This window comes from Aminobacter sp. UC22_36 (genome assembly GCF_044056035.1).
Classification (GTDB): Bacteria; Pseudomonadota; Alphaproteobacteria; order Rhizobiales; family Rhizobiaceae; genus Aminobacter.
The window spans coordinates 544,305-566,481 of record NZ_CP171995.1 but is presented as its reverse complement, the minus strand read 5'-3'; the positions used below and the strand labels follow the sequence as shown (position 1 = coordinate 566,481).

The 22,177-nt window shown below is 62.2% G+C and carries 8 protein-coding genes; 3 read left to right on the top strand and 5 right to left on the bottom strand.

What is annotated here, in order from left to right; translation table 11 throughout:
* Positions 1 to 4 precede the first annotated feature (4 nt).
* From ACHMW7_RS02435 to ACHMW7_RS02420, 4 genes are all read right to left on the bottom strand, one after another.
* Positions 5 to 2,374: a SpoIIE family protein phosphatase gene (locus tag ACHMW7_RS02435; RefSeq protein ID WP_395446299.1), complete on the bottom strand. Its 2,370-nt coding sequence runs from the start codon at positions 2,372 to 2,374 to the stop codon at positions 5 to 7.
* Positions 2,371 to 3,555 carry a methyltransferase domain-containing protein gene (locus ACHMW7_RS02430; RefSeq protein WP_395446298.1) on the bottom strand — a complete coding sequence of 395 codons (1,185 nt, stop codon included), beginning with the start codon at positions 3,553 to 3,555 and terminating at the stop codon, positions 2,371 to 2,373. Before ACHMW7_RS02430 ends, ACHMW7_RS02435 begins: the two co-directional genes overlap by 4 nt.
* Positions 3,552 to 4,067 carry a ubiquinone biosynthesis methyltransferase UbiE gene (locus ACHMW7_RS02425; RefSeq protein WP_395446297.1) on the bottom strand — a complete coding sequence of 172 codons (516 nt, stop codon included), beginning with the start codon at positions 4,065 to 4,067 and terminating at the stop codon, positions 3,552 to 3,554. The genes ACHMW7_RS02430 and ACHMW7_RS02425 overlap by 4 nt, the downstream gene beginning before the upstream one ends.
* Positions 4,068 to 4,221: 154 nt before the next feature.
* Positions 4,222 to 5,904, bottom strand: coding sequence for a putative bifunctional diguanylate cyclase/phosphodiesterase (locus tag ACHMW7_RS02420; protein WP_395446296.1), 1,683 nt, complete (start codon positions 5,902 to 5,904; stop codon positions 4,222 to 4,224).
* Between the two features lie 345 nt (positions 5,905 to 6,249).
* On the opposite strand from ACHMW7_RS02420, the gene ACHMW7_RS02415 reads away from it, so the two are divergent.
* Positions 6,250 to 8,706 carry a DNA translocase FtsK gene (locus tag ACHMW7_RS02415; protein ID WP_395446295.1) on the top strand — a complete coding sequence of 819 codons (2,457 nt, stop codon included), beginning with the start codon at positions 6,250 to 6,252 and terminating at the stop codon, positions 8,704 to 8,706.
* A 54-nt stretch (positions 8,707 to 8,760) separates the two neighbouring features.
* Here the strand turns inward: ACHMW7_RS02415 and ACHMW7_RS02410 are convergent, their stop codons facing one another.
* Positions 8,761 to 9,240, bottom strand: coding sequence for an invasion associated locus B family protein (locus ACHMW7_RS02410; protein ID WP_395446294.1), 480 nt, complete (start codon positions 9,238 to 9,240; stop codon positions 8,761 to 8,763).
* A gap of 35 nt (positions 9,241 to 9,275) precedes the next feature.
* Between ACHMW7_RS02410 and ACHMW7_RS02405 the strand changes: the two genes are divergently transcribed.
* Positions 9,276 to 9,593 (top strand): hypothetical protein, encoded by a 318-nt coding sequence (locus tag ACHMW7_RS02405; RefSeq protein WP_395446293.1) that lies wholly within the window; start codon positions 9,276 to 9,278, stop codon positions 9,591 to 9,593.
* A gap of 46 nt (positions 9,594 to 9,639) precedes the next feature.
* Positions 9,640 to 22,104: an inverse autotransporter beta domain-containing protein gene (locus tag ACHMW7_RS02400; RefSeq protein WP_395446292.1), complete on the top strand. Its 12,465-nt coding sequence runs from the start codon at positions 9,640 to 9,642 to the stop codon at positions 22,102 to 22,104.
* The last annotated feature ends 73 nt before the right edge of the window (positions 22,105 to 22,177 follow it).

Sequence of the window (22,177 nt, the reverse complement as noted above, 5' to 3'; positions counted from 1 at the left end):
GTGCTCACCTGTGCCTCATGACGACGAGGGTAATGTCGTCGTGTATCTTCCGTGTGCCGATGTAGGCCATCAGATCGTCGACAATTCCTGTCTTGATCTCTTCGGCACTGCCGCCATAGCGCGACCGCGCACTTTCGCTAAGTCGATCGAGGCCGAACAGCTTGCCGCCCGACCCTTCCGCTTCGGTAACGCCGTCGGTGTGGAGCACGATGACGTCGCCACTGCTGAACGGGATGTCGCGCGTCGCGACAAAAGGCGAGATGTCGCGTTCGAGGCCGACCGGCAGGCCGAGGTCGAGCGTATCGATCCGCTCGACGGTGCCCCCGGCACGGACGACCAGGACTTCCTCGTGCTGGCCTGAAAGCACCAGCCGCTCGTCTTCATAGTCGAGGAAGGCCAGCGACAAGTGCTTGTCGGAGTTGGTGCGCTCCAGGTTCTTGAAGATTGCGCGGTTCAGCCGATCGAGGAACTGTCGCGGATTGTCCTCGCCGGTCTCCTGTAGTGCGCGTGCAACCGACTGTACCATCAACATCAGAACGCCACTCTCGAGACCGTGCCCGGTGACGTCGCCAATGCCGATCTTCAGGCGATGCCCGTCCTGCAGGACGTCGTAATAGTCGCCGCCGACTTCGTCGGCCGGCCGCATGTAGGCCGCGATCTCGATGCCCGGGATCAGCGCCAGTTCGCGCGCCTTGGGCAGCACCATCATCTGTATCTGCCGCGCGACGTCGAGTTCGGCGCCCAGGCGCACGTTTTCGCTGCGCAGCTTGTCGTTGAGCGTCGAGATTTCGACGTTGGCGCTTTCGAGATCCCTCGTGCGTTCGTCGACGAGCTGTTCAAGGTTCTCGGTATGGAAGCTGATCTGCTCGGCCATGCGGTTGAAGGCCACGCCGACCTCGCCGACCTCGTCCTTGGACGGGATGTTGACGCGGACGGAATAGTCTTTTGCTTGTAGCCGCCGGGCCGCGGCGGCAAGTGCGCTCAGACCTGCCGTGATACGCTTGGACAGGCCAAACACCGCGGCAAACACGATCATCAGCGAAACGATGATCGCCAGGAGCTGATAGAGCAGGATCCGGTTCGTCGCCTTCGATATGCTGTCTTGCGCCGCAAACAACGCGGCGTAGATCTCGCGCTCGGGCACGACGATGCCCACCGACATCGCCTGCTTTTCAATAGGCCCGGCACTCCAAAGGTTCGTTGGTTTGAGCCCTTTCAAAACCACGATGTAGGGAACGTTTTCGCCTTTTTCTTGCAGCATGACATGCTGGATCACGCCATCATTGCCGCTTTTGAGATCGAGGGTTGCGATCGCTGGCTGGGTGCTGGCGCGCAGCGAACGCTCCACGCCAGTGACCCCATCGGTACCCTTGTCGCTCGACGACACAAGTCCGATCGTCGCCTCGCTCTTGGGATTGATGGCAACCACGTTGCCGTTCGGCATGGTCAGGAAGCCAAAGCCGGTTTCGGCGATCTTGACGTTCTCTACGATCTCGGCGAGTTGGTCGAGCGTGATGTCGGCCCCGGCAGCACCAGCGACGCCGGTGCGGTCGCGCGTCCACAGCGGATGGAAAAAGCTGACGATCAATTTGCCGGTGATCGCGTCAGTGTAAGGCGCGGTCTGGGTGATGTCGTTGTCGGGGATGAAGCGCGATGCCGGATCGAGCGCCCATTTCTGCCACGAGCCATAGATACCGGGAAAGAAGAACTCCCAGAACTCGGATGTGTTGTGACCGGGGTAGAGGCGATCGAAGGTCTGGGCCTGGTCGGTATAAGGCGCCGTCCTGAAGATCGGCCGCTCCTTCGGGCCGATGTAATACATCTGCAGCTTCGACGAACCGCTGGTCAGCAGGCTCGGCGCGACGAGGTCCAGCACTGCGCTATTGTCGATCTCTTCCCTGACCGCCGGCAGTGGCTGGTGGTCGGGACCAAGCAGATAGCCCCAGACGCTGACCACGGAGGGGGCGCCCGGCAGGTTCTGCGCCCATTGCCCCTTGGTGTCGTAGACGACCTTCACAGAAGCCGCCGACTGGCTCGCCAGGGTGGTGCCAACCTGCTTTTGCCTGTCAGGATCGTCGATCTGCCCCTGAATGACGCCGGCCAGCGTGTTGACGTCTGCATGGACGCGATCGAGCAGAAGGTCGACACGCGCTGCCGTGGAGTCGGCATAGGAGCGGATGTACTCCTGGTTTGCCGTGGTCAGGCCGGCGCCGACCTCCGACGTTGCGTCCTGCGACAGCCGCTGGACGTTCCACAGCGCCAGGCCGCCGCTCATCAGCAGGTCGAACAGCACTGCGCCGCCCACGACGAGCACGAACTTCGCCCGGAAGGAATGCAGGTCGAAACGAGGCGTATCCCGCGTGTCGGTGCTCATAGCGGCTTCTGCCCCGAGGCAGCCCAGATTGGCCAGCCAGCATAACCCTTGGAGTGCAGGGCTGCGGAGATATGGTCCTGGAATCCTTGCCGGAATTGTTTGATGAATTCCTCGGAATCACCGCGCTTCACCGCCATGTCTCCGGCATAGACGTCTTCCCACGCACTGATCATGTCGGCAAAATCCTGCGGATCGCCATCGAGGTTTGTCACCATGAATGACTCGACGCGGATGTCGTCGAAGCCCGCATCAGCCAGATAGCGCCGGCTCTTGGGGCCCAGTTCGACGTCCATGTCGAAGTATTCGAACAGCTTTGCCACTTCGTTGTACGTCCAGCTGATGCTTTCGGCGCGCGGTTCTCCCAAGCAATGCGAGTTCTTCTCGTTGGTAATGTAGACCCGACCTCCTGGCTTACATATCCTATAAAGCTCTTTAAGCATCTGCGCCGGGCGATTGAAGATCTGAAGCGAGTGCCGGCAAGTGACGAGATCGAACTGGTCATCGTCGAGCAGCATCTCGGAGGCGTCGCCGTAGGTGTACTCGATGCCTGTGATGTCGAATTCGCTGGCGACCTTCCTGGCATAGGCAAGGCTCGACTTGGAATGATCGAGCGCGACGATCCGCGACGGCTCGAATTCCTTCTGCGCCAGAACGGCGAAATCGCCGATGCCGCAGCAGATATCGGCCATGATGATGCCCGGTCGCATGCCGTGGCGCGGCAGGATCGAGCGCTCGTGGCGCCAGGTCATCTTGGTCTGGGTCCGCAGGATCGGAATAAACCCACCCTCTTCGAGGAAGCTCTGCCCAGGATAGAATTCGCTGTCGTATTCCTCGACAGCGATGCTCGGCTCGATCTTGCTGAGACGACCGAACTTGCGCGTCGTCCAGCCGACAACGCTGGATGTGACGATCACAAATCTAAGGTCAGGCCTGACGCGACACGCATCGATGATGACGCGCGAAAATGCGTGGAACGCAGTGTTGTTCATCTGCGCAAGCCGTCTGACGTTTACATAAAGCACGCCACGTACGTTATCGATGGACTCTTTCAGCAGCGCCAGGCTGGGCGCAAGCTCGTCAATTGTTTGCGGACGCACCGAGCCAGCAATCGAGAACTCCTGGTTGTTCAGGTCAAAATGCGCCTTGAAGCGCCCGCCAGTGGGAGAAAGATGCGCAGTCAATTTGCCAAGCCCCCGAGCGGAAGATCGACCACGATCGTAACCGTATCGGCATCAACCTCTTCAAGCCGAAGAGTCGCATTGTAGTTAACGGTCAGTTCGAGAAGCATCATGTCGCGGCTCGGCGCGACATCGCCTGAAAGGGAGCTCAGATAGCGCGCCTGCCGGTCGTTGCCCTGGACACGGGCCACCGCGTCTTCCAGGAACGTGCGCTCGTCCGTGCTGCAGGCAAATGTCAGCTCGATCCTGTCCGTTTCGCCATGGCGGGACAGCCTGCATTCGAGCGCGCCCCCGGAGTGGCGTGTCCGGAAGGTGACCTCAAGCAGTTCATTGAGCGCCGATGAAAACAGATTTGAGAAAAGGACCGAGTCGGGCCTGTTGTGGCTGATCGTTCGTGCCAGATAGCTCGAGATGTAGTCACAATGCGCCCAATTGGAAAGAAACGATGCGATCTCCATGTCCACCTGGATCATTGTGCGAAAACTCGGTTCCGCATTCGCATCTTTCGTCGGCATGTCACCCTCTTATTGTTCTGGCCAGGCGCGGCAATGGCATCGCTTGGTAAATTTTATGGTGCCCGACCTGATATTGGTTCGCCGTGACACTATGCGCATATGCAGTCTTCGTCGCCTGCCCCGTCGAGGCAAGCTTACGGGGTGTTGCCTGTTATCATGTTCGGTCTTGTCCTTGCGGTGCTTTCTGCTCCGCTGGTGACCGGCCGGCAAATTCGCCTGTCGCGTCTGCCCCCATCGGCCGCCCGAGGTAGTTGCCCTGCAGGCAATCGCAACCTTCGTCGACCAGCCAATTTGCCTGGCCGGCTGTCTCGACCCCCTCGGCGGTGACACTGATACCCAAGCCATGTGCCAGGCTCATGACCGAACGGACGATGGCCTGGCTTTTCCGGTCAGCCACGAGGTCCTTTATGAAGTACTGGTCTATCTTCAATGTATCGAATGGAAAATTCTTGAGGTAGCTCAAAGAAGAGTAGTGCGTACCGAAGTCGTCCAATGAAATGCGTATTCCCAGGACGTTGAGAGTGTTGAGCGTGTCGAGGTTGTCGACTGTCTGTTCCAGAAGAACGGTTTCCGTTATTTCAAGTTCGACACGGTCAGCCCTGATGCCGACCTTGTCTATTATCTGCGCCACGGTATCGGTGAGCGAACCGCTGAGGAACTGTGCCGGCGACAGGTTCACCGCGATGCTCAGGGACGAAGGCCAGGTCATCGCCTGACGACAGGCTTCCTCAAGCACCCAGCGTCCGATGTCGTCCATCAGGCCGTCGGCTTCGGCGATCGGGATGAACACGTTTGGCGGAATGAGGCCAACCTCGGGATGGTGCCATCGCAGCAGCGCCTCAAACCCGATGACCGTCGATGGCGGGCGAATGAGCGGCTGATATTCGAGATAGAGCTCCTGCCGCTCCAGGGCCATTCGGAGGCTTCGCCTCAGATTCTCCCGCTGCTCCAGCAACAGCATCATCGAGCGATTGAACGTCCGTGCACAGCCGCGGCCATCGCGTTTGGCGGCGTAAAGGGCGATGTCGGCGGCCTTCATCAGCTCTTCGCTTTCGACCCCATGCTCGGGTCCGAAGGCGATACCGACGCTGGCGCCGACAAAAAGTGGGATGTCGTTGATGATGAAGGGTGCCTTGAAGGCATCGACAATCGCCTGCGCCAGCCGTTCTGCCGCCCCGGGCTGTTGCTTGCCGGCCTGGATGACCGCGAACTCGTCGCCGGCGTACCGGTAGGCAGCGTCACCGTCCTGCAGTGCGCCCCGGATCCTGTTTGCCGCCAGCTGCAGCAAGGTGTCGCCGGTGCCATGGCCAAGCGTGTCGTTGACCGATTTGAAATCGTCGAGATCGATCTGCAGCAGGGCCGACCTGTCCCTGGAATCACCGCTTTCCGCCAGGACCTCGTCCAGGCGCTCGCTGAAACGGCGGCGGTTCTGCAGTCCTGTCAGCGCGTCATGCGTCGCCTGATGTTGCAACAACTTCACGCGATCCGCTTCTTCAGCGGCGGCGCGACCGTCATGCCCTACTTCCGCGGACTCGATGATGCCGACGCCCTCTGCCATTCCGAAGCAAAATATGGTCCCCGCCGGCTGGCCCGACAAAGCCTTGAGCTTGATTCTCGTCGATGAGCCATCGCGCACGGCAAGCTGCATCGCCGCGCGAAGCTCGTTCTCGCCAAAGTTAGGGTAAATTTCCCAGGCCGTCGCGCCAGGGGCCATGGCGTTGCCACGGATGCTTTTCAGCCTGGCCGAGCAATCGGTCAGGCGAAAATCGAGGTCATAGAACGACACAAGATCGGTGGTGTTTGCCAGGAAGCCAGCTAGGCGTCCATCACGGACCATAGCAAGATTCGAGGGTCCGGGCCCCCCGCCTCTTTTGCCCCCAGCCTTCGGATACGCAAACCAATTCCAAAAGCGGTACAAGCCGCATCTCCTTACCGCATGACGTAAAGTTAGCATAACGGAACAAGGGGTTGCAAACATTCGAAGCCGAAGCTCCACAGGCATCCTTTGATGTCCGCTTTGATGTCCGTGGTCATATTACATTCTGCTAACAAAATTAGAGGCCGGGCCATTTGTTGCGTTCGCGAATTGACGCGTCCAGATCACAAAGCAGGGCGCTGGAAGGAACTGTTAACCACTCGCTTCCTATTGCTCGCAGGACGTTTCATCAGCGAGTTCTTGAGTATGGGAAGCACGCGTTTGCCTCGAGTGAATTTTTCGAACCCAGCCTCGCATGATGACCGGCCAGATCGCCCTGGAAACAAGGGGGATGGACCGCAGCTGCCTTCGGCGGCTGATGGCCCCGGCTGGCAGGATTATTTCTTCCTGGCACCCAATGTGCGCTTCACCCGCACGCCCAATTACGATGCCGCCAAGCGGCATTCGGACGGCGATGCCGACGGCGGTCGGAGCGAAACACCGACAGCGGTTGCCCAGCCGCCACTAGCGGAAGCCCAGGTCGCAGCGACGCCGGCCGTTGCAGGCGCGCCTTCGGCAACGGTGATCCGCCGGCCGCAGGTCGTGGAAGCCTTGCAGGCGCAAATCGCCAGCAGGATTGCTGCAACGCCGGCTGCCCCAACGCCGACGCAACAGGCCAGAGTCGCGCCGCAGCCGGTTGTCCCGGTGGCGCGTCCGACGGCAACGCTATCGGACCCACGACCCTCCGCCAGCAGCGGGGCCGTGCCTGCCGGCCAGCCCAAGAAGGCGCGCTGGTCCTATCTTTCCGATCACGCCTTCTTCGAACTGATGGCGCCGAGCACATCGGAAGGTCCCTCGCCGGCAGTCCTGGCCGCGCGTCCAGCGCCCGCGCCGGTGCCGGTTGTCCCAGTTCCTGCCATCGTCAGGCGCACCGAAGTTCCGGCTGCGGAAATCACCGCGCTGTACCGTGTCATCGAGTGCATCCCGGCTGTCGAGAGTGTCACATCGGTCGTGGCACCGGCCAATTCGAATGAGGCCAAGCCGGAAGCTTCCGTCATAGCCAACGTTGCACCGGCTGTAAGCGTCGAGCCCGCGCCTCAAAGCGTCGAGATCGCAGCGCCGGTCGCCCGTCCGCCCTTGCCGCCGATCGGCAGGATCGTGCCGGCGACCACGGGTGACGCCTATCAGCTGCCGCCCGAGGAACTTTTGCAGCTGCCGCCGGAAGGCCAGGGCTTCTACATGTCGCAGGAGCGGCTGGAGCAGAACGCTGACCTGCTGGAAAGCGTGCTCGAGGATTTCGGTGTGCGCGGCGAAATCATCCATGTCCGCCCCGGCCCTGTCGTTACGCTCTACGAATTCGAACCGGCGCCGGGCGTCAAATCCTCGCGCGTCATCGGCCTTGCCGACGACATTGCCCGTTCGATGTCGGCGATCTCGGCGCGTGTCGCGGTCGTGCCCGGCCGCAACGTCATCGGCATCGAGTTGCCGAATGAAACGCGCGAGACGGTCTATTTCCGCGAGCTGATCGAGTCGGATGGCTTCCGCAACACCAGCTGCAAGCTGGCGCTGTGCCTGGGCAAGACGATCGGCGGCGAGCCTGTCATCGCCGAACTCGCCAAGATGCCGCATCTGCTCGTCGCCGGCACCACCGGCTCGGGCAAGTCGGTCGCCATCAACACTATGATCCTGTCGCTGCTCTACCGGCTCAAGCCGGAAGAGTGCCGGCTGATCATGGTCGATCCCAAGATGCTCGAACTCTCGATCTATGACGGCATCCCGCATCTTCTGACGCCCGTCGTCACCGATCCCAAGAAGGCGGTCACCGCGCTGAAATGGGCGGTGCGCGAGATGGAAGACCGCTACCGCAAGATGGCGCGGCTCGGCGTGCGCAACATCGACGGCTACAATGAGCGCGCCGCCGTCGCCCGCGACAAGGGCGAGACGGTGGTGATGCAGGTGCAGACGGGCTTCGAGAAGGGCACCGGCGTGCCACTGTTCGAGGAGCAGGAGATCGACCTCGCACCGATGCCCTACATCGTCGTCATCGTCGACGAGATGGCCGATCTGATGATGGTCGCCGGCAAGGAGATCGAAGGTGCCATCCAGCGTCTCGCCCAGATGGCGCGTGCGGCCGGCATTCACCTGATCATGGCGACGCAGCGCCCGTCGGTCGACGTCATCACCGGCACGATCAAGGCCAACTTCCCGACCCGCATCTCGTTCCAGGTGACGTCGAAGATCGACAGCCGCACGATCCTTGGTGAACAGGGTGCCGAACAGCTGCTCGGCCAGGGCGACATGCTGCACATGGCCGGCGGCGGCCGCATCTCGCGCGTTCACGGCCCGTTCGTCTCGGACGCCGAAGTGGAGCACGTCGTCACCCATCTCAAGGCGCAGGGACGTCCCGAATATCTCGAGACCGTTACCGCCGACGAGGACGATGAGGCACCGGAAGCCGACGACAGCCCCGTTTTCGACAAGGGCGCCGTCGCTGCCGAAGACGGCGACTCGATCTATGACGAAGCGGTGAAGGTGGTGCAGCGCGACAAGAAGTGCTCGACCTCCTACATCCAGCGCCGCCTTGGCATCGGCTACAACCGTGCCGCTTCGCTGGTCGAGCGCATGGAAAAGGAAGGCCTCGTTGGCGCTCCCAACCATGTCGGCAAGCGTGAGATCATGGCTGGCCGCCGCGACAACGCGCCGATGGGCGACGATCAGGGCTGACCGGAGCCGATCTGGACGGAGCGGGCAAGGGCCCGCCCCGTCCCTCGTCGCTGCCTATTTGATGGCCTGCAGCTTGTCGATCGCGGCAGTGAAGCCGGCCAGCGATACCGGAATGGCCACCGGCTTGCGCGTGACCGATTCCATGCCGATGTTCAAATTGGTCCCCGCCTTCATCGCGGTGATCAGTTGCGGTGTCAGCGGCGAGGCGGCATAGGCGCCGTTTTGATCACTTGTCTGGATCGCGATAACGACCTTTTCGCCCTGATCGATCTGATAGGACGCACCGGAAGGCAAAAACAGGCCATGCGGCAACGCAAGTAGCATGGCGAGCCCGCCATCGGCGTTTTCCTTGCGAATAGTCACGGTCAACACGCGTTGGCCAGTCTTCGACTCGGTCAGATTTTGCGACACCTGGCATTGTAGTTCGTTGATTGTCGAGCCGCTGGCGCAGTTGACTGCCCACGGGTTGGACTCAGCCGGTTTCGGATCGGCGGGTTTCGCTTCCTGGGCAAAAGCGCCGCCGGCAAACAACAAGGTGAGCGCAGCAGCGCCGATGTTGACAGCTCGACATGACGTTGTTGTTTGCATTGGGATTGGGCGCATTTTTCTTGCCTTCGCTGGGGATCGACTGGTTCGACTTGGCTGAACTTAGGCTGAAAAAAGCGCGGGTTCTGTTGCTCTACTGCAACATGACTTCTTTTTATGTGAATGCACGCAATGGTGGCAGAAAATCCTCTTGCAAGGCGCGTGTATTGGTAGACCTATCAGGAAAACCAAGAACGCCCCCCTTGGGATGGATCTTTAATGCACTCGCGGTTGCTGCCCAACAACGCAAGGCATACCGATGCGGCTATCGCCCTGACGAGCGAGCCGCAAGTTTCGGCTGAGTATAGCCTGGCGCAGCGCGCCAGAAATCTTTTGCGGACGTCGGCCTTGTCGACGATCGCCTTGGCCTTGTCGGGCATGGCAGCTTATGCCGGGCAAGACGGGTTGTGGCAGCCGCAGGTCCGCGCCATCGTCGGCGCCAACAATGACGGCGCCACCGCTGCCCTTGAGGGTTTTGTTCCGCTCAAGCAGACAGCCGAATCCGTCCTGTTCCTCGATGTCAGGGCCAAGCACGACTTCGAGGACGCCTTTGGCCAGGATTTTGGCCTCGGCATTCGCCGCATCGTCAATCCCGACCTGATGCTCGGCGGCTACGCCTACATCAATACCCAGAGACAGGACGGGCATCAGTTTACCGGGGCGACGCTGGGCGTCGAGGCGATCACGGCGAATTTCGACGCCCATGTGAATGTCTACTTGCCGATTAGCGGCGACAGAGCCGAACAATCGACCAATTCGAGCCTGTCGCTGGTCGGCAACCAGTTGCTCGAGCAGATATCCGTCATCGACCGGCGCAACTATGCCGCCTGGGGCATCGAGGGCGAGATCGGCGTGCAGGTGCCGGTCAATCTGCCTGAGCATCACGCGCTGCGGCTGGATGTCGGCGCTTACCACTTCGGCGACCCCGATGGCGACGACGACAGCATCACCGGCGGCAAGGCCGGTTTCGAATATTCGATCGGTGATGTCTTCGGCAGCGGCGCGTCCATCGCCTTCACCGGCGAGGTGCGCAACGACAATCGCGACGATACCCAGTTCGCCGGCAGCGTCCGGCTGACGATCCCGTTCAATGCAGGCGGCGGCGTCGAAGAAGGCGACAGCAGCGAGCCGGTCTACGCCGTCAGCGACGCCTTGCGCAAACGCGTCAACGAGCGGGTGCGCGGCGATATCGGCGTCAGGATAGAGGGTAATGAAAAGCTCGCCAGTTCGACGACGCGCGTCGCGATCAACGCCGCCACGGGCACGGCGTTCGGCAAGTTCTTCTTCGCCGATGGCGGCAACACGCTCGGCCTCGGCACGTTCGGCGACCCGACCACACTGGACGATGCGGTCACCGATGCCGGCGCGAATGGTTTCGTGGTCGCCCTTGGCGGCAGCGGCAACCTTTTGACCGCTGGTGTTGCGCTTGCCAACGGCCAGACGGTCATCGGCGGTGGCGAAAGTGTGACCGCCCAACTCTTTGGTGGCGGCACCGGCACCTATAATCTGGGCGGCAGCAACGGCACGATTGGCGGCACCAACGCGGCCAACAATGTCATTACGCTTGGCAACGGCAATACGCTCAAGGGAATAACGGTCACCGGCGGTGCCGACGGCATCTTCGGCAACAACGTCAATGGCGCAACACTCGCCAATGTCACCGTCACCGGCGTGGGCGGCAGCGGCGCCCACTTCACCGGTACCTCGACTGCTATCAATGGTTCGAACTTTGCCTCGACGGGCAACGGTGTCGACGGCCTCAACATCCAGAGCGATGGCACCTTCAGCTTCACCGGCACGACGCTCCTGTCGGGCAACACCGACGACGGCCTCGATGTCATCGGCAAGGGCAACTATTCGTTCGCCACGCTGAACGCCACAAACAACGGCGATGCCGGCATCCATGTCACCGGCACAGCGCCGACCGGCAGCTTCACCACCACCAGCGGCACCGTTTCCGGCAATGGTGGCGTTGCCGTCTTCATCGATCCGATCACCGCCCATGTCACGCTGACCTCGATCAGCCACAATGGTGGCACGTCGGGCGTGGTGCTCGACAATGTGTCCGGCAGCTTCACCGTTGCCGGCCAGACCTCGATCTCGAACACCTCAGCTTCGGCGATCGCCATATCCAGTTCGCCGGCGACCATCCGCTTCGGCGGCATCGACATTACAAATCCCGGCGGCGACGGCATCTCGTTTGCCGGCGTCAATGCCGCGGTGATTGCAGGCGGCATCGTCATTTCCGGGCTGGGCGCTGGGGACACCGGCCTCGACTTCTCGAGCAGCCAGACGAACTTCACGGCGCAGTCGGTCGACATTTCCGGAACGGGTGCCGGTTCGATCGGCATCGACCTCGTCCAGACGATCGGCGGCTCGTCGATCATCATCACCAATGGCGGGGTGATCGCCAATGTCGGCACCGGCGTGCGCTTCGGCATTTCCGGCTCCCTGCTCAATTCGGCAAACGCTCAGTTCACCTTTGGTGGCGGCTCCATCTCGGGTGTCGCCGCGTCGCTCGATGCACGCGGGCTGAACCAGACGCTCGGCACCTACGGCTTCGGATCGACGACCTTTGTCGGCCCGCAGCTATTCGACGCCCAGAACCTGATCTTCGTCGGCGCGTCGGCCACCGGATCGGGCACCGGCTCGTCGCTTCTCGATCTGGCTTCAATCGCCACCGCCGATGCCAACACCGACGGCACCGCCATCTTCGTGCTCGTCAACCGTGGCACTGACATCGACGACACCGACGGCTTCTCGCTGAGTGCCGGCCAGACGCTGGCGTCCTTCGGCAATGGACGGCAGTTCTCGCTCGGCGGCGTGCCGATCAATGTCACCGGCACGAATGTCCAGCACAGCACCACCATATCGGACGCCGGCGGCGCCGCGACGCTCACCAACACCGGCAGCGGCGACACAGTCATCCTTGCCAACAACACCTCGCTGCTCGACTTCAACCTGTCCAATGCGGGCGGCGGCAACGGCGTCTTCGGCAGTGGCGTCAGCAATGTCACGCTGACGGGTCTGACTGTTTCGGGTGCCGATCTCAACGGCGTGCTCTTTGCTGGAACCAACAGCGTTTCCGGCAGTAACCTGACGTCGTCCAACAATGGCGGCACGGGCCTTGCCATCGCGGGCGGCGGTACCTACGCTTTTACCGGGACGACCACACTCACCGACAACGGTGGCAGTGGCCTGGCGATCAGCATCGGCACCGGTTCCTACAGCTTCGACACGCTCAATGTGACCGGCAACGACGGCAATGGCGTTAGTGCTGCGGGAACATCGGTCGGCGAACTTTCGATCGCCAACGGAACGATTTCCGGCAATGGCTTGACGGGCTTTTTGGCGAGCGGCATCGGGCTTGACGTCACGCTGGCCAGCCTGAGCCAGACCGGTGGCTCGACCGGAATTAGCCTCGCCGGGGTTTCCGGCGACTTTACCGTTTCCGGTGCGACGACCATATCCAACACCGCCTTCAACGGCATCGTAATCAGTGGCAGCTCGGCAACGGTCGGCTTTGCCGGCGCAGTTACGATCAGCAACGCCGGCACCGGCATATTGCTTGATGGCAATTCGGGCACGATCAGCTTCGGCAATGTGGCGATCAGCCAGCCCGGCGGTAACGGCATCGACGTTCAAGGCGTCAACGGCACGATCAGCTTCCAGAACATCGACATCACCAACCTGTCCCTCACGGGCAGGGGGCTCGACCTTTCGGGCAGCAGCTCGACCTTCACGGCGACGACGCTGGACATCACCGGAACTGGCGGCACCTCGACAGGTATCGACCTTTCTGGGACCACCGGCGGGACGGTGACAATCGGCAGCGGCGTCATTGCGGGTGTCGGTACTGGCGTCCAGATGGGCGACAATGGTGCGGGCGCGGCGAGCGCGAACACCACCTTCTCGTTTGGTGGCGGCTCGATCACCGGTTCTGTCGCCTCGCTCGACATGCGCGGTCTTCTGGCCGGCAGCGGTACCTATGCCTTCAACACCACCGCATTGGTCGGGCCGCAGCTGTTCGACACGGCCAATCTCATCTTCGTTGGATCCGGCAACACGGGTTCCGGTGACGGCTCGAGCGTCGGCAACCTGATCAATGCGGCTGCGGCCGATGACCTGACCACCGACGCCAACACGATATTCGTCCTCGTCAAGTCGTCGGCCGTAGATGTCATCGACACCGACGCGGACGGCTTCACGCTTTCCAACGGCCAGTCGGTGGTGTCCTTCGCCAATGGCGCAACGGTCGATCTGGGAGCGCCGCCGGCAAATGTCACCGGCGCCAATGTCGTTGCCGGCGCGACGCAGGCGGATCCGTTCTCCCATGGCGGGGCGACACTCAACAATGCTGGCGGCAGCGCCATCAACCTCGCCAATGGCAACCTCATCCAGAACCTGACGGTCAGCAATGGCGGCTCGGGAGCGGCCATCGACGGGACGAGCATCTCCGGCCTGAACGTTGCCGGCGTCACGATTGCCAGCGCTGTCACGGGTATCGACCTGAGCAGCGCGGCCGGTGCGATTGGCGTCAACAACCTCGTCATCCAGTCCGCACAGACCGGCATCCTGCTGGCGAATAGCGCTGCAACGGTAAGCTTCACCGGCACCAGCACGGTCGGCAGTGTCACGGGAACGGCCCTGTCGTTCAGCAACTACAGTGGCACGGCCACATTCGCCGATTTCAACATCACCGGCGCGGCCACGGGCATCAACATCGCCGGCGGCTCCACCGGTACGTTGAACTTCGATGCGGCGAGTTCGATTGCCAACACGTCGGGCATAGCGTTCAACATCGACACCGCTACGCCCACCCTGACCTACAACGGCACCATCGACCAGACCAGCGCGGCAAGCGCCGTCCGCATCAATGCGATGACCGGGGGCAGCGCCACCCTCGGTGCGATCACCGCCAACACCGGCATAGCCAATGCCATCGACCTCACCAACAATGCCGGCGGCACGATCAACTTCGCCGGCGCTCTCAGCCTGACCACAGACGGCGGTTTCGGCTTCAGGGCCATCGATGGCGGCACGGTAACGGTCACAGCGGCCGGCAACACGATCGGTACTGGCGCTGGTGCGACCGAGCGTGGCATCCACCTTGGCGGCACGGGCCTGACGATTGGCGCCGCCGGCATCAATTTCGCCAGCGTCACAGTCGACGGCTCCGGTGGCTTTGTCCCGACGGGCATCCTCATCGAGAACACCAGCGGCGGCAACGTCACCTTTGGTGCCGTCAACATCAGCCGCGCCGATGGCGACGCCATCCGGCTGACAAATGTCCAGAGCGGGACCTACACCTTCGGTGGCACGACAACCCTGGCGACGGTCGGCGGCACCGGCCCGGGCTTCGCCGTCCAGGGCAGTGCTGCCACCATCAACGTCAACAACCTGGTCACAACGAACGTCGCCGGAGCCGATGTCAGCCTGACCAACAACACCGGCGCGATCTCGATCGGCGGCACGATCACCAATGGCGGCATGGGCGATGGCGTGGTTGTTTCCGGCGGCAGCGCGACAATCACCATTGGCGCTACCGTCACAAGCGCCGCAGCGCTGGGCGGCACGGCGGTCAAGATCGACGGCATCACAGGCGGTTCGGTTGCTTTCACCGGCGCTGTCACCTCGACCAGCTTCGGCAATCTTCTGGCTGTCGGCACGACGACGGCGCCGACCGGCGGCACGATCAGCTTCAGTGGTTCGGAGCTGACTGCGAGCGGTGGCGGAACCGTGATAGTTGCCGGGCTCGGCGCCGGCGCGACCTTCAACGCCACCGCTCCCGTGTCGATCACCAACACGACCGGAACCGGTCTGTCGGTGTTCAATGTCGCCGGCAGCGCCACTTTCGGCGCTGTCACCGTCAGTGAGACCGCGACCGGCATCGAACTTTCAAACAACACCGGCACCGTTGCCTTCGGCGCCACCAGCGTGACCAATGTCGGGCTTGGCCAGACCGGCGTCATCGTTTCTGGGACCAATGCCGGTACGGTGTCTTTCGCCAGCCTCGGCATCGCGATGACCGGCAATGGCGCGACCGGCATCAGCTTCGCCAATGCGGTGATGAATGGCACCTTCACCGCGACCGACTTCGACCTGACCAGCGACAGTTCCCTCGGCACGACCGCAGTGGATCTGTCCAGCACCACCGGTACCGGCTCGATCCAGCTCGGCGACGCGGGCGCGCCCGGCAACACCACGGCTGCCACCATCGGCGGCAGCGGAAACGGCCCGGCCGTCGGCTTCCAGTTCACCAACACGACGGCCATCAACTTCATCTATGGCGATGGCGAGGGAACCGTCGACAAGCCGTCGACCGTCAAGGCCGTCGACATCATGGCCTCGACCGGCGTCTTCCCTGTGGCCGGGACCTACAATTTCAAGGACGTCGATGGGGCCAATGGCGGCTTTGTCGGCGATATCTCGGAGGCGCAAGGGCCGACGGTCTATTACGTCGACCAGAACGGTACCGGCAACGGCACCGCGGCAAATCCGGGTTCGATCGAGGGCGCAGAAGCATCCGGCGCCGACGTCATCGTCTTCATCGACACATCGGTGAACGGCACCAGCGACTTCATCGACATGATGCTGGCGCAGCAGGTCGGGTTGGGCAACAACACCTTCAATCTGGTCAATGGCCAGGTGCTCATCGGGCTCAAAGCGGGCGAATCCATCGACACGGCGCCGCTCGGTGCGGTCGGCGGCGGCCTTGGCAATGCCTTCAGCTTCAGCGGCATCAGTTCGTCGACGATCATCGACGCGCCCAGCGGCATCGACACCGTGCTGCCGACGCTGACCACTGCCAATGGCAACACCATCAGCTTCGCCGGCACGGCCAGCATCGACAACGTCATCATCGCCAATACCGGTGCCGGCATCGGCATCCAGGGCAGTGACATCACCAAGTTGATGCTCAGCCGCGCTATGATCGCTGGTGGCGGTGGCGGCGCGCTGTCGCTGACCGACGGTGTTGCCAATGGCGAGATCGCGCTGTCGGACCTGATCCTGTCGGCGACCGGCGGCAACATCGGCGTGGTCGATGGTGCGGTGGGTGCGGGAGTCCTGAAGGTCAGCGCCTTCTCCGACATCACGCTGCTGGGCAACAATGGCGAAGTCGGCGGCTTCATTCTTGGGGGCGTGGTCTTCGACGCCAACGCGGCGACCGCCGGCATTGACCAGGTCGATGGCGGCGCGTTCATCGCCGGTACTGCGGCCAACCGCGTCGGCGGCTACGGTCTCCTCCTGGACGACACCATCTCCGGTAACCTGAAGTTCGACACGACGAACATTGCCGTCCAACAGGCATCGAACGCCATCTTCGGCGGCAATGTCGCGCTCGGCATCTACGCCAACGCCGTCGACGGCTCTGGAAGCACATTGGATTTCGGCACAGCCACGATCGACGTCGCGGGTGGCGGAACGGCCGGCAGCTTCTTCAACGGCGCGTATCTCCTGGTCAACAACACCAACAAGATCGGCTTCTCCGGCGCGACCAGCTTCACCGGCACGAACGGCGTCGGCGGCATCTCCGCCAACAGGGCGGCAGCCACTGGCGGCGAGCTGTTCTTCGCCAGTGCCAGCAACTCGTTCAACGTCAATGGTCCAGCGCTCGATATTTCGAATGTCGCGCTGACCAATGGCACTGGCGGCTCGGCGCAATTCGGCACCATCAATGTGACCGGTGGCCAGAACGGCATCAAGCTGCTCAACCTGATTGCCTCGCCGACGATTCAGTTCAACGGCCCGGTCACCATCGCCAACACCACCGTCAACGCAATCCAGCTCGACAACGTCGCCAACGGCGTTTCGGTGACCTTCGCGGGCTCTGTCGGCATCACCAATGCTGGTCAGGGCGGCATCAAGTGGCAGCGCAGTGCCGGCAGCACCGACACGCTGACCTTCGCCAGCGGGCTCGACATCCAGAACAATGGCGGGGTCGGCTTCAATGCCGCCTACGGCAATGTCGTATTGTCGGGTGCTGCGATCAGGAACATCGCCACGACGAACGGGCGTGGGCTGGTCATCAACGGCGCCAATTTCAGCAACGGCGCTGCCGGCGCGGCTGAGTTCAACAATGTCAGCGCCAGCGGCTATCTCAGCGGCGGTGGCATCGACATCAATGCCGGCTCGGGCGCCGTCCGCTTTGCCGGAACTGTCAGCCTGTCGCCGGATGCAGCTACGGTCGGAACCGCCTTCGGCATCAGCATCGGCGGCGGCAGTACGGGCACCTACACCTTTGCCGGCACCACCACCATCACCGGCGGCAACGACGACAACGGCGTCTATATCAGGAACTCAGGCACAGGCCTGACCATCGACTTTGCCGGCCCGCTGAATGTCACCACCGGCATGAATGCTGTCGATCTCAACGACACGACCGGCAACCTGGCGTTTTCGATCCAGCATGCGTCGAGCAGCCTGACCACCACGACCTCGACCGGCAGCGCGTTTTTGGCGGTCGGTGGCAACGGAACGATCAGCAGTGCCGCCTCCATCTCCAGTGTCGGTCTCGGTGCGTCGATCGGCAACCGCACGGGCGGCACCGTCACCCTGTCGGGCAACATCACCCAGGCACTCCGCGGCGTCGAGGTCAATGGCGGCACCGGCGGCAGCGTCGTCTTCTCAGGCACGCAGAAGACCCTCAACACCGGCACGTTCAACGCCGTACGCGTCTTCTCGCCGACGGCGGTCAGCTTCATCAATGGCGGCCTCGACATCGACACGACGACGGGCACGGGTATCGTCGTCAACGGTACTGGCGAAACAGCGAACGTGACCGTCTCGGGCAGCGGCAACACGATCAACTCCGGCTCCGGAACGGGTGTGGAAATCATCGGGGGCATCGGTGCAACGACTGTCGCCATAAATGCCACGGTCGCTTCGACGAGCGGCCTCGCCGCCAATGTTCTGGGCATCACCTCGGGTACGGTCACGCTATCGGGCAATCTGAGCGCAGCCGGCATCGTGGTGAACGCAAGCACCGGCGGCACCATCGACTTCTCGGGCGCTACAAAGACACTGAATTCGGGCTCGGCGAATGCGGTCAACCTGACCAACAATGCCGGCGCGACGATCAATTTCAGCAATGGCGGCCTGGCAATCAACGCCACCAGCGGCATTGGTTTCAATGCCAGCGGCGGTGGCACGGTCAGCGTCGGCACTGGCGGCAATGCCAATACGATCACGACCACGAGCGGCACGGCGCTGAACCTCGACGGCGTCACTATCGGCGCGGCCGGCGTGAATTTCGCAACAGTTTCTGTCAACGGCGCGGCGACCGGCATGTCGCTGAACAACGTTGGAGCCAGTGGCGGCGGCATTGCGCTTGGCACCGTCAACCTGCAGAACATCACCTCGCGTGGCGTCGATGTCTCGGGCGCGCTGGGCGCCGCGCTGTCCTTCAACGATCTCGATATTGGCCTGAACAGCAGTTCGGCCATTGCCTTCGACCTCAATGGCGCGACGATCAATGCCGCGGTCACGGCCAACGACTTCGACGTCACCAACCTGGCGGCTGCCGGCACATCGATCGGCGTCGACCTGCGCGGTGCCGGCGGTGGCCAGGCCGTGCGCCTCGGCGACGCCGTGGCGGGCGGCAACAGTTCGAGCATTGCCGGCGTCAACACCGGCATCTTCCTCAACAGCGCGACCAACCTTGCCTTCACCTACGGTGATGGCGAGTCGGTCACCGACAAGCTGTCGACGATCACTGCCAATGTCGCCATTGACGCCAGCAGCGCGCCGGCCGCCGGCACGTACAATTTCCGCGACATCGATTTCCAGTCGAGCCCGGGCCTCGGCTTTGGCATCGGCAAGGTCTATTTCGTCGACAGCGATGGCGCCACCGGCGGCGGCAATGGTTCTGGCGCCGACGGCGCCAACCCGATGACGCTGGCGGCGGCCGAGGCGGTGGCTGGTGTCAACGACATCATCGTCCTGATCAACAATGGCACTGTCATCACAGCAGCCGGCACCAATGCGGACAACACGCTCAATCTCGCGGCCGGCACGCAGGTACGCGGCTTCGGCAATGGCGCGATCAACCTGGCTCTGTCCGTGCCGAGCACGATCCAGCTGGCCAGCAACGCGATCTCCATCGCTGCCGTCGGCAGTGGTGCGGCAACGCTGACCAGCAGCGCCGGCAGCAACGTCATCACGCTTGGCACCAGCGGCAACATCATCGACGGCTTCATCCTCGACGGCAGCCCGGCAGGCGTGGCGCGCGGCATCAAGGACAATGGTGCCGGCGCCTCCGGTACCGCCGTCACCAACATGACGATCAGGAATTTCCTGACCGCTGGCATCGAGATCACACCGTCCGCCAGTACGACGATCAACAACGTCGTGTTCTCGGGCAATGGGTCGGATGCGATCCTCAACGCCTCCAACACCACCATCACCAATGTAACCAGCACCGGGGCGACGGGCATCGCCTTCGACATCCGCAACGCCAGCGGAACGACGACGCTCAGCAATATCTCGATTACAGGTGCCGGCACTGGCGGCATCTCGTTCGGTGGGGCTTCAGGCCCTGCAGGCACGATCACCGCCAGCAATGTCGATATCGGTGGGGCAAACGCGCTTGCCGTCACCGGCGGCAATGCCGGGATCAGCTTCGACGCCGCAAGTTCCATCGCCAACACCTCGGGCACGGCGGTCAGTATCGCCAACCGTACAGGCGGCAGCTTCACCTTCGCCGGCACGGTCGTCGCCAATGGTGCTGCGAGCGGCATCAGCGTTTCGGGCGCAACGGCAGCAAGCTCGGTCAGCTTCACCGGAACTGTCGATCTCGGTACGACCACTGCGATGACCGGCACGGCGGTTGCGATCAACAACAACGGCCAGGCCTCGACGGTCAGCTTCGCCAATCTGGATATCGTCACCAGCGCCACCACGGGCTTCTCGGCTAGCAACGGCGGCACCATCAACGTCACGACAGGCACGATCAATGCCGGCTCGGCGCAGGCGCTGCTGCTCAATGGCGTTGCCGCCAACGTCAACTTGGTTTCGACCACCTCGTCGGGCGGCATCAACAATGTTGCCCTGACCAACGTGACTGGCACCGTCAATCTGGGCTCGGGTGCACTTTCCGGCGCCTCAGGCGTGGCGTTCCTCGTTAGCGGCGGCAGCGCAAGCATCGACTATAACGGCACCGTTTCGAAAACCGGAGCCAGCGATGGTCGCGTCGTCGACATCCAGAACAAGACCGGCGGTACGGTTTCGTTCGACGGTACATTGACTTCGACCGGATCGAGCGACGGCATCAATCTGGTCAACAATGGCGGTGCGACGATCAATTTCACCAACACGCTGACGCTCAATACCAGCGCCAGCGGTACCACAGCGTTCAATGCGACCGGTGGCGGCACGGTGAGCGCGACTGGCGCAAGCAACATAATCAACTCGGGAACGGGAACGGCACTCAATATCGTCAACACCACGATCGGCGCGGCTGATGTGACCTTCCAGTCGATTACATCAAGTGGCGGTAGTGCCACCGGCATCATTGTCGACACGACGGGAGCACTTGGCGGGCTGCATGTGACGGGCACTGGCGCTGCCGGCAGCGGCGGCACCATCGCCAACAAGACCGGCGCCGACGGCGCCACGACGACTGGCAACGGCATCTATCTGAACAATACTACCGATGTGCGTCTTGATCGGATGCAGTTGAACGACTTCAACAACAGCGCAATTCGCGGCTTCTCGGTGAACGGGTTCACACTGGCGAACAGTACGATCAGCGGTGTGAACGGGTCGGACTCGGGTCCAATCGAAGGCGCCATCGCATTTGGCGACGTGCTCGGTGGCAACGGCCTTACCGGAACGTCGCTGATCGACAACGTCAATGTCAGTGGCTCGATTGAACACCAAATCGAGGTCTACAACCAGTCGGGTACGATGAACCTGACGATCCGCAATTCCAACATCCACGACAATTCGTCGTCATTTGGATCCGACGGCATCCAGATGGAATTTGCTGGAACGGCGCAGGCCTTCATCAACATCGACAACAACACCTTCTCCAACAACAAGTCGCAGGCGATCCAGATCAGCGCCCTCGGCCAGTCGAATGTTCATGCCACGATCAACAACAACCAGATCACCCGCGGTACGCAAGGCAATGAGGGCATAGTGCTCTCCAACGGCGCCGACGGCGACCTGACGACGGCGATTACCAACAACACCATCTCCGGCTTTGGCGGCACGTCGATCTTCGTTGGCCAGGTGCCGGGCAACGCGACTGCCGCCTCGCTGTTGCAGGCGACCATCAGCGGTAACACGGTCACTGCTCCAACGGGGGCGACCAATCACGCCATCATTGCCTTCCTCTCGAGCACTACGGGGCAAGTCTCGCAGGCCAGGCTGCTGATCAGCAACAATAACGTAACTCAGAATTCGACCTCGGGGACTGCGCGCGCGATCCTGGTCGATGCCCCGGATGCGGGCAGGACGCCGGAATTCCATGTCACGGTCACGAACAACGTCGCGACAATGACCGATGCCGTCGCAGCCCCGACAGCCATATCGATCGCGGCACGCAACGGCTCGGTCGGCCATGCAGATGTCAGAGGCAACCAGGTCACCATTTCGTCTGGCGCCGTAGGTCTCAACGTTCGCGAGGCAAGCGGTGGTAGCATGGTTCTGGCAAGCGGAGCATCAGGATCCAGCGACGCCGCAACGGTGCTGGCCGCCAACAACCCTGGCTCCACTGTCGCGGTCCTGCCCACTTCGGGGGATGTGCCGGTCGTCGCCAACGGCTCGATCCTGCTGCCAGGACTGCCAACCACACCGCCATTGCCGTGATTAATGGCGATGTGAGTCAAGCAGGGAGCATCATGATCTGAATTTTTAGTAAGAAATGCGGTAATTGATTGTT

Bases quoted from the DNA above. Each gene is read 5' to 3' on its own strand.
- ACHMW7_RS02420 (WP_395446296.1), bottom strand. From the start codon at position 5,904: ATGGTCCGTGATGGACGCCTAGCTGGCTTCCTGGCAAACACCACCGAT.
- ACHMW7_RS02425 (WP_395446297.1), bottom strand. From the start codon at position 4,067: ATGCCGACGAAAGATGCGAATGCGGAACCGAGTTTTCGCACAATGATC.
- ACHMW7_RS02415 (WP_395446295.1), top strand. From the start codon at position 6,250: ATGGGAAGCACGCGTTTGCCTCGAGTGAATTTTTCGAACCCAGCCTCG.
- ACHMW7_RS02405 (WP_395446293.1), top strand. From the start codon at position 9,276: ATGACGTTGTTGTTTGCATTGGGATTGGGCGCATTTTTCTTGCCTTCG.
- ACHMW7_RS02435 (WP_395446299.1), bottom strand. From the start codon at position 2,374: ATGAGCACCGACACGCGGGATACGCCTCGTTTCGACCTGCATTCCTTC.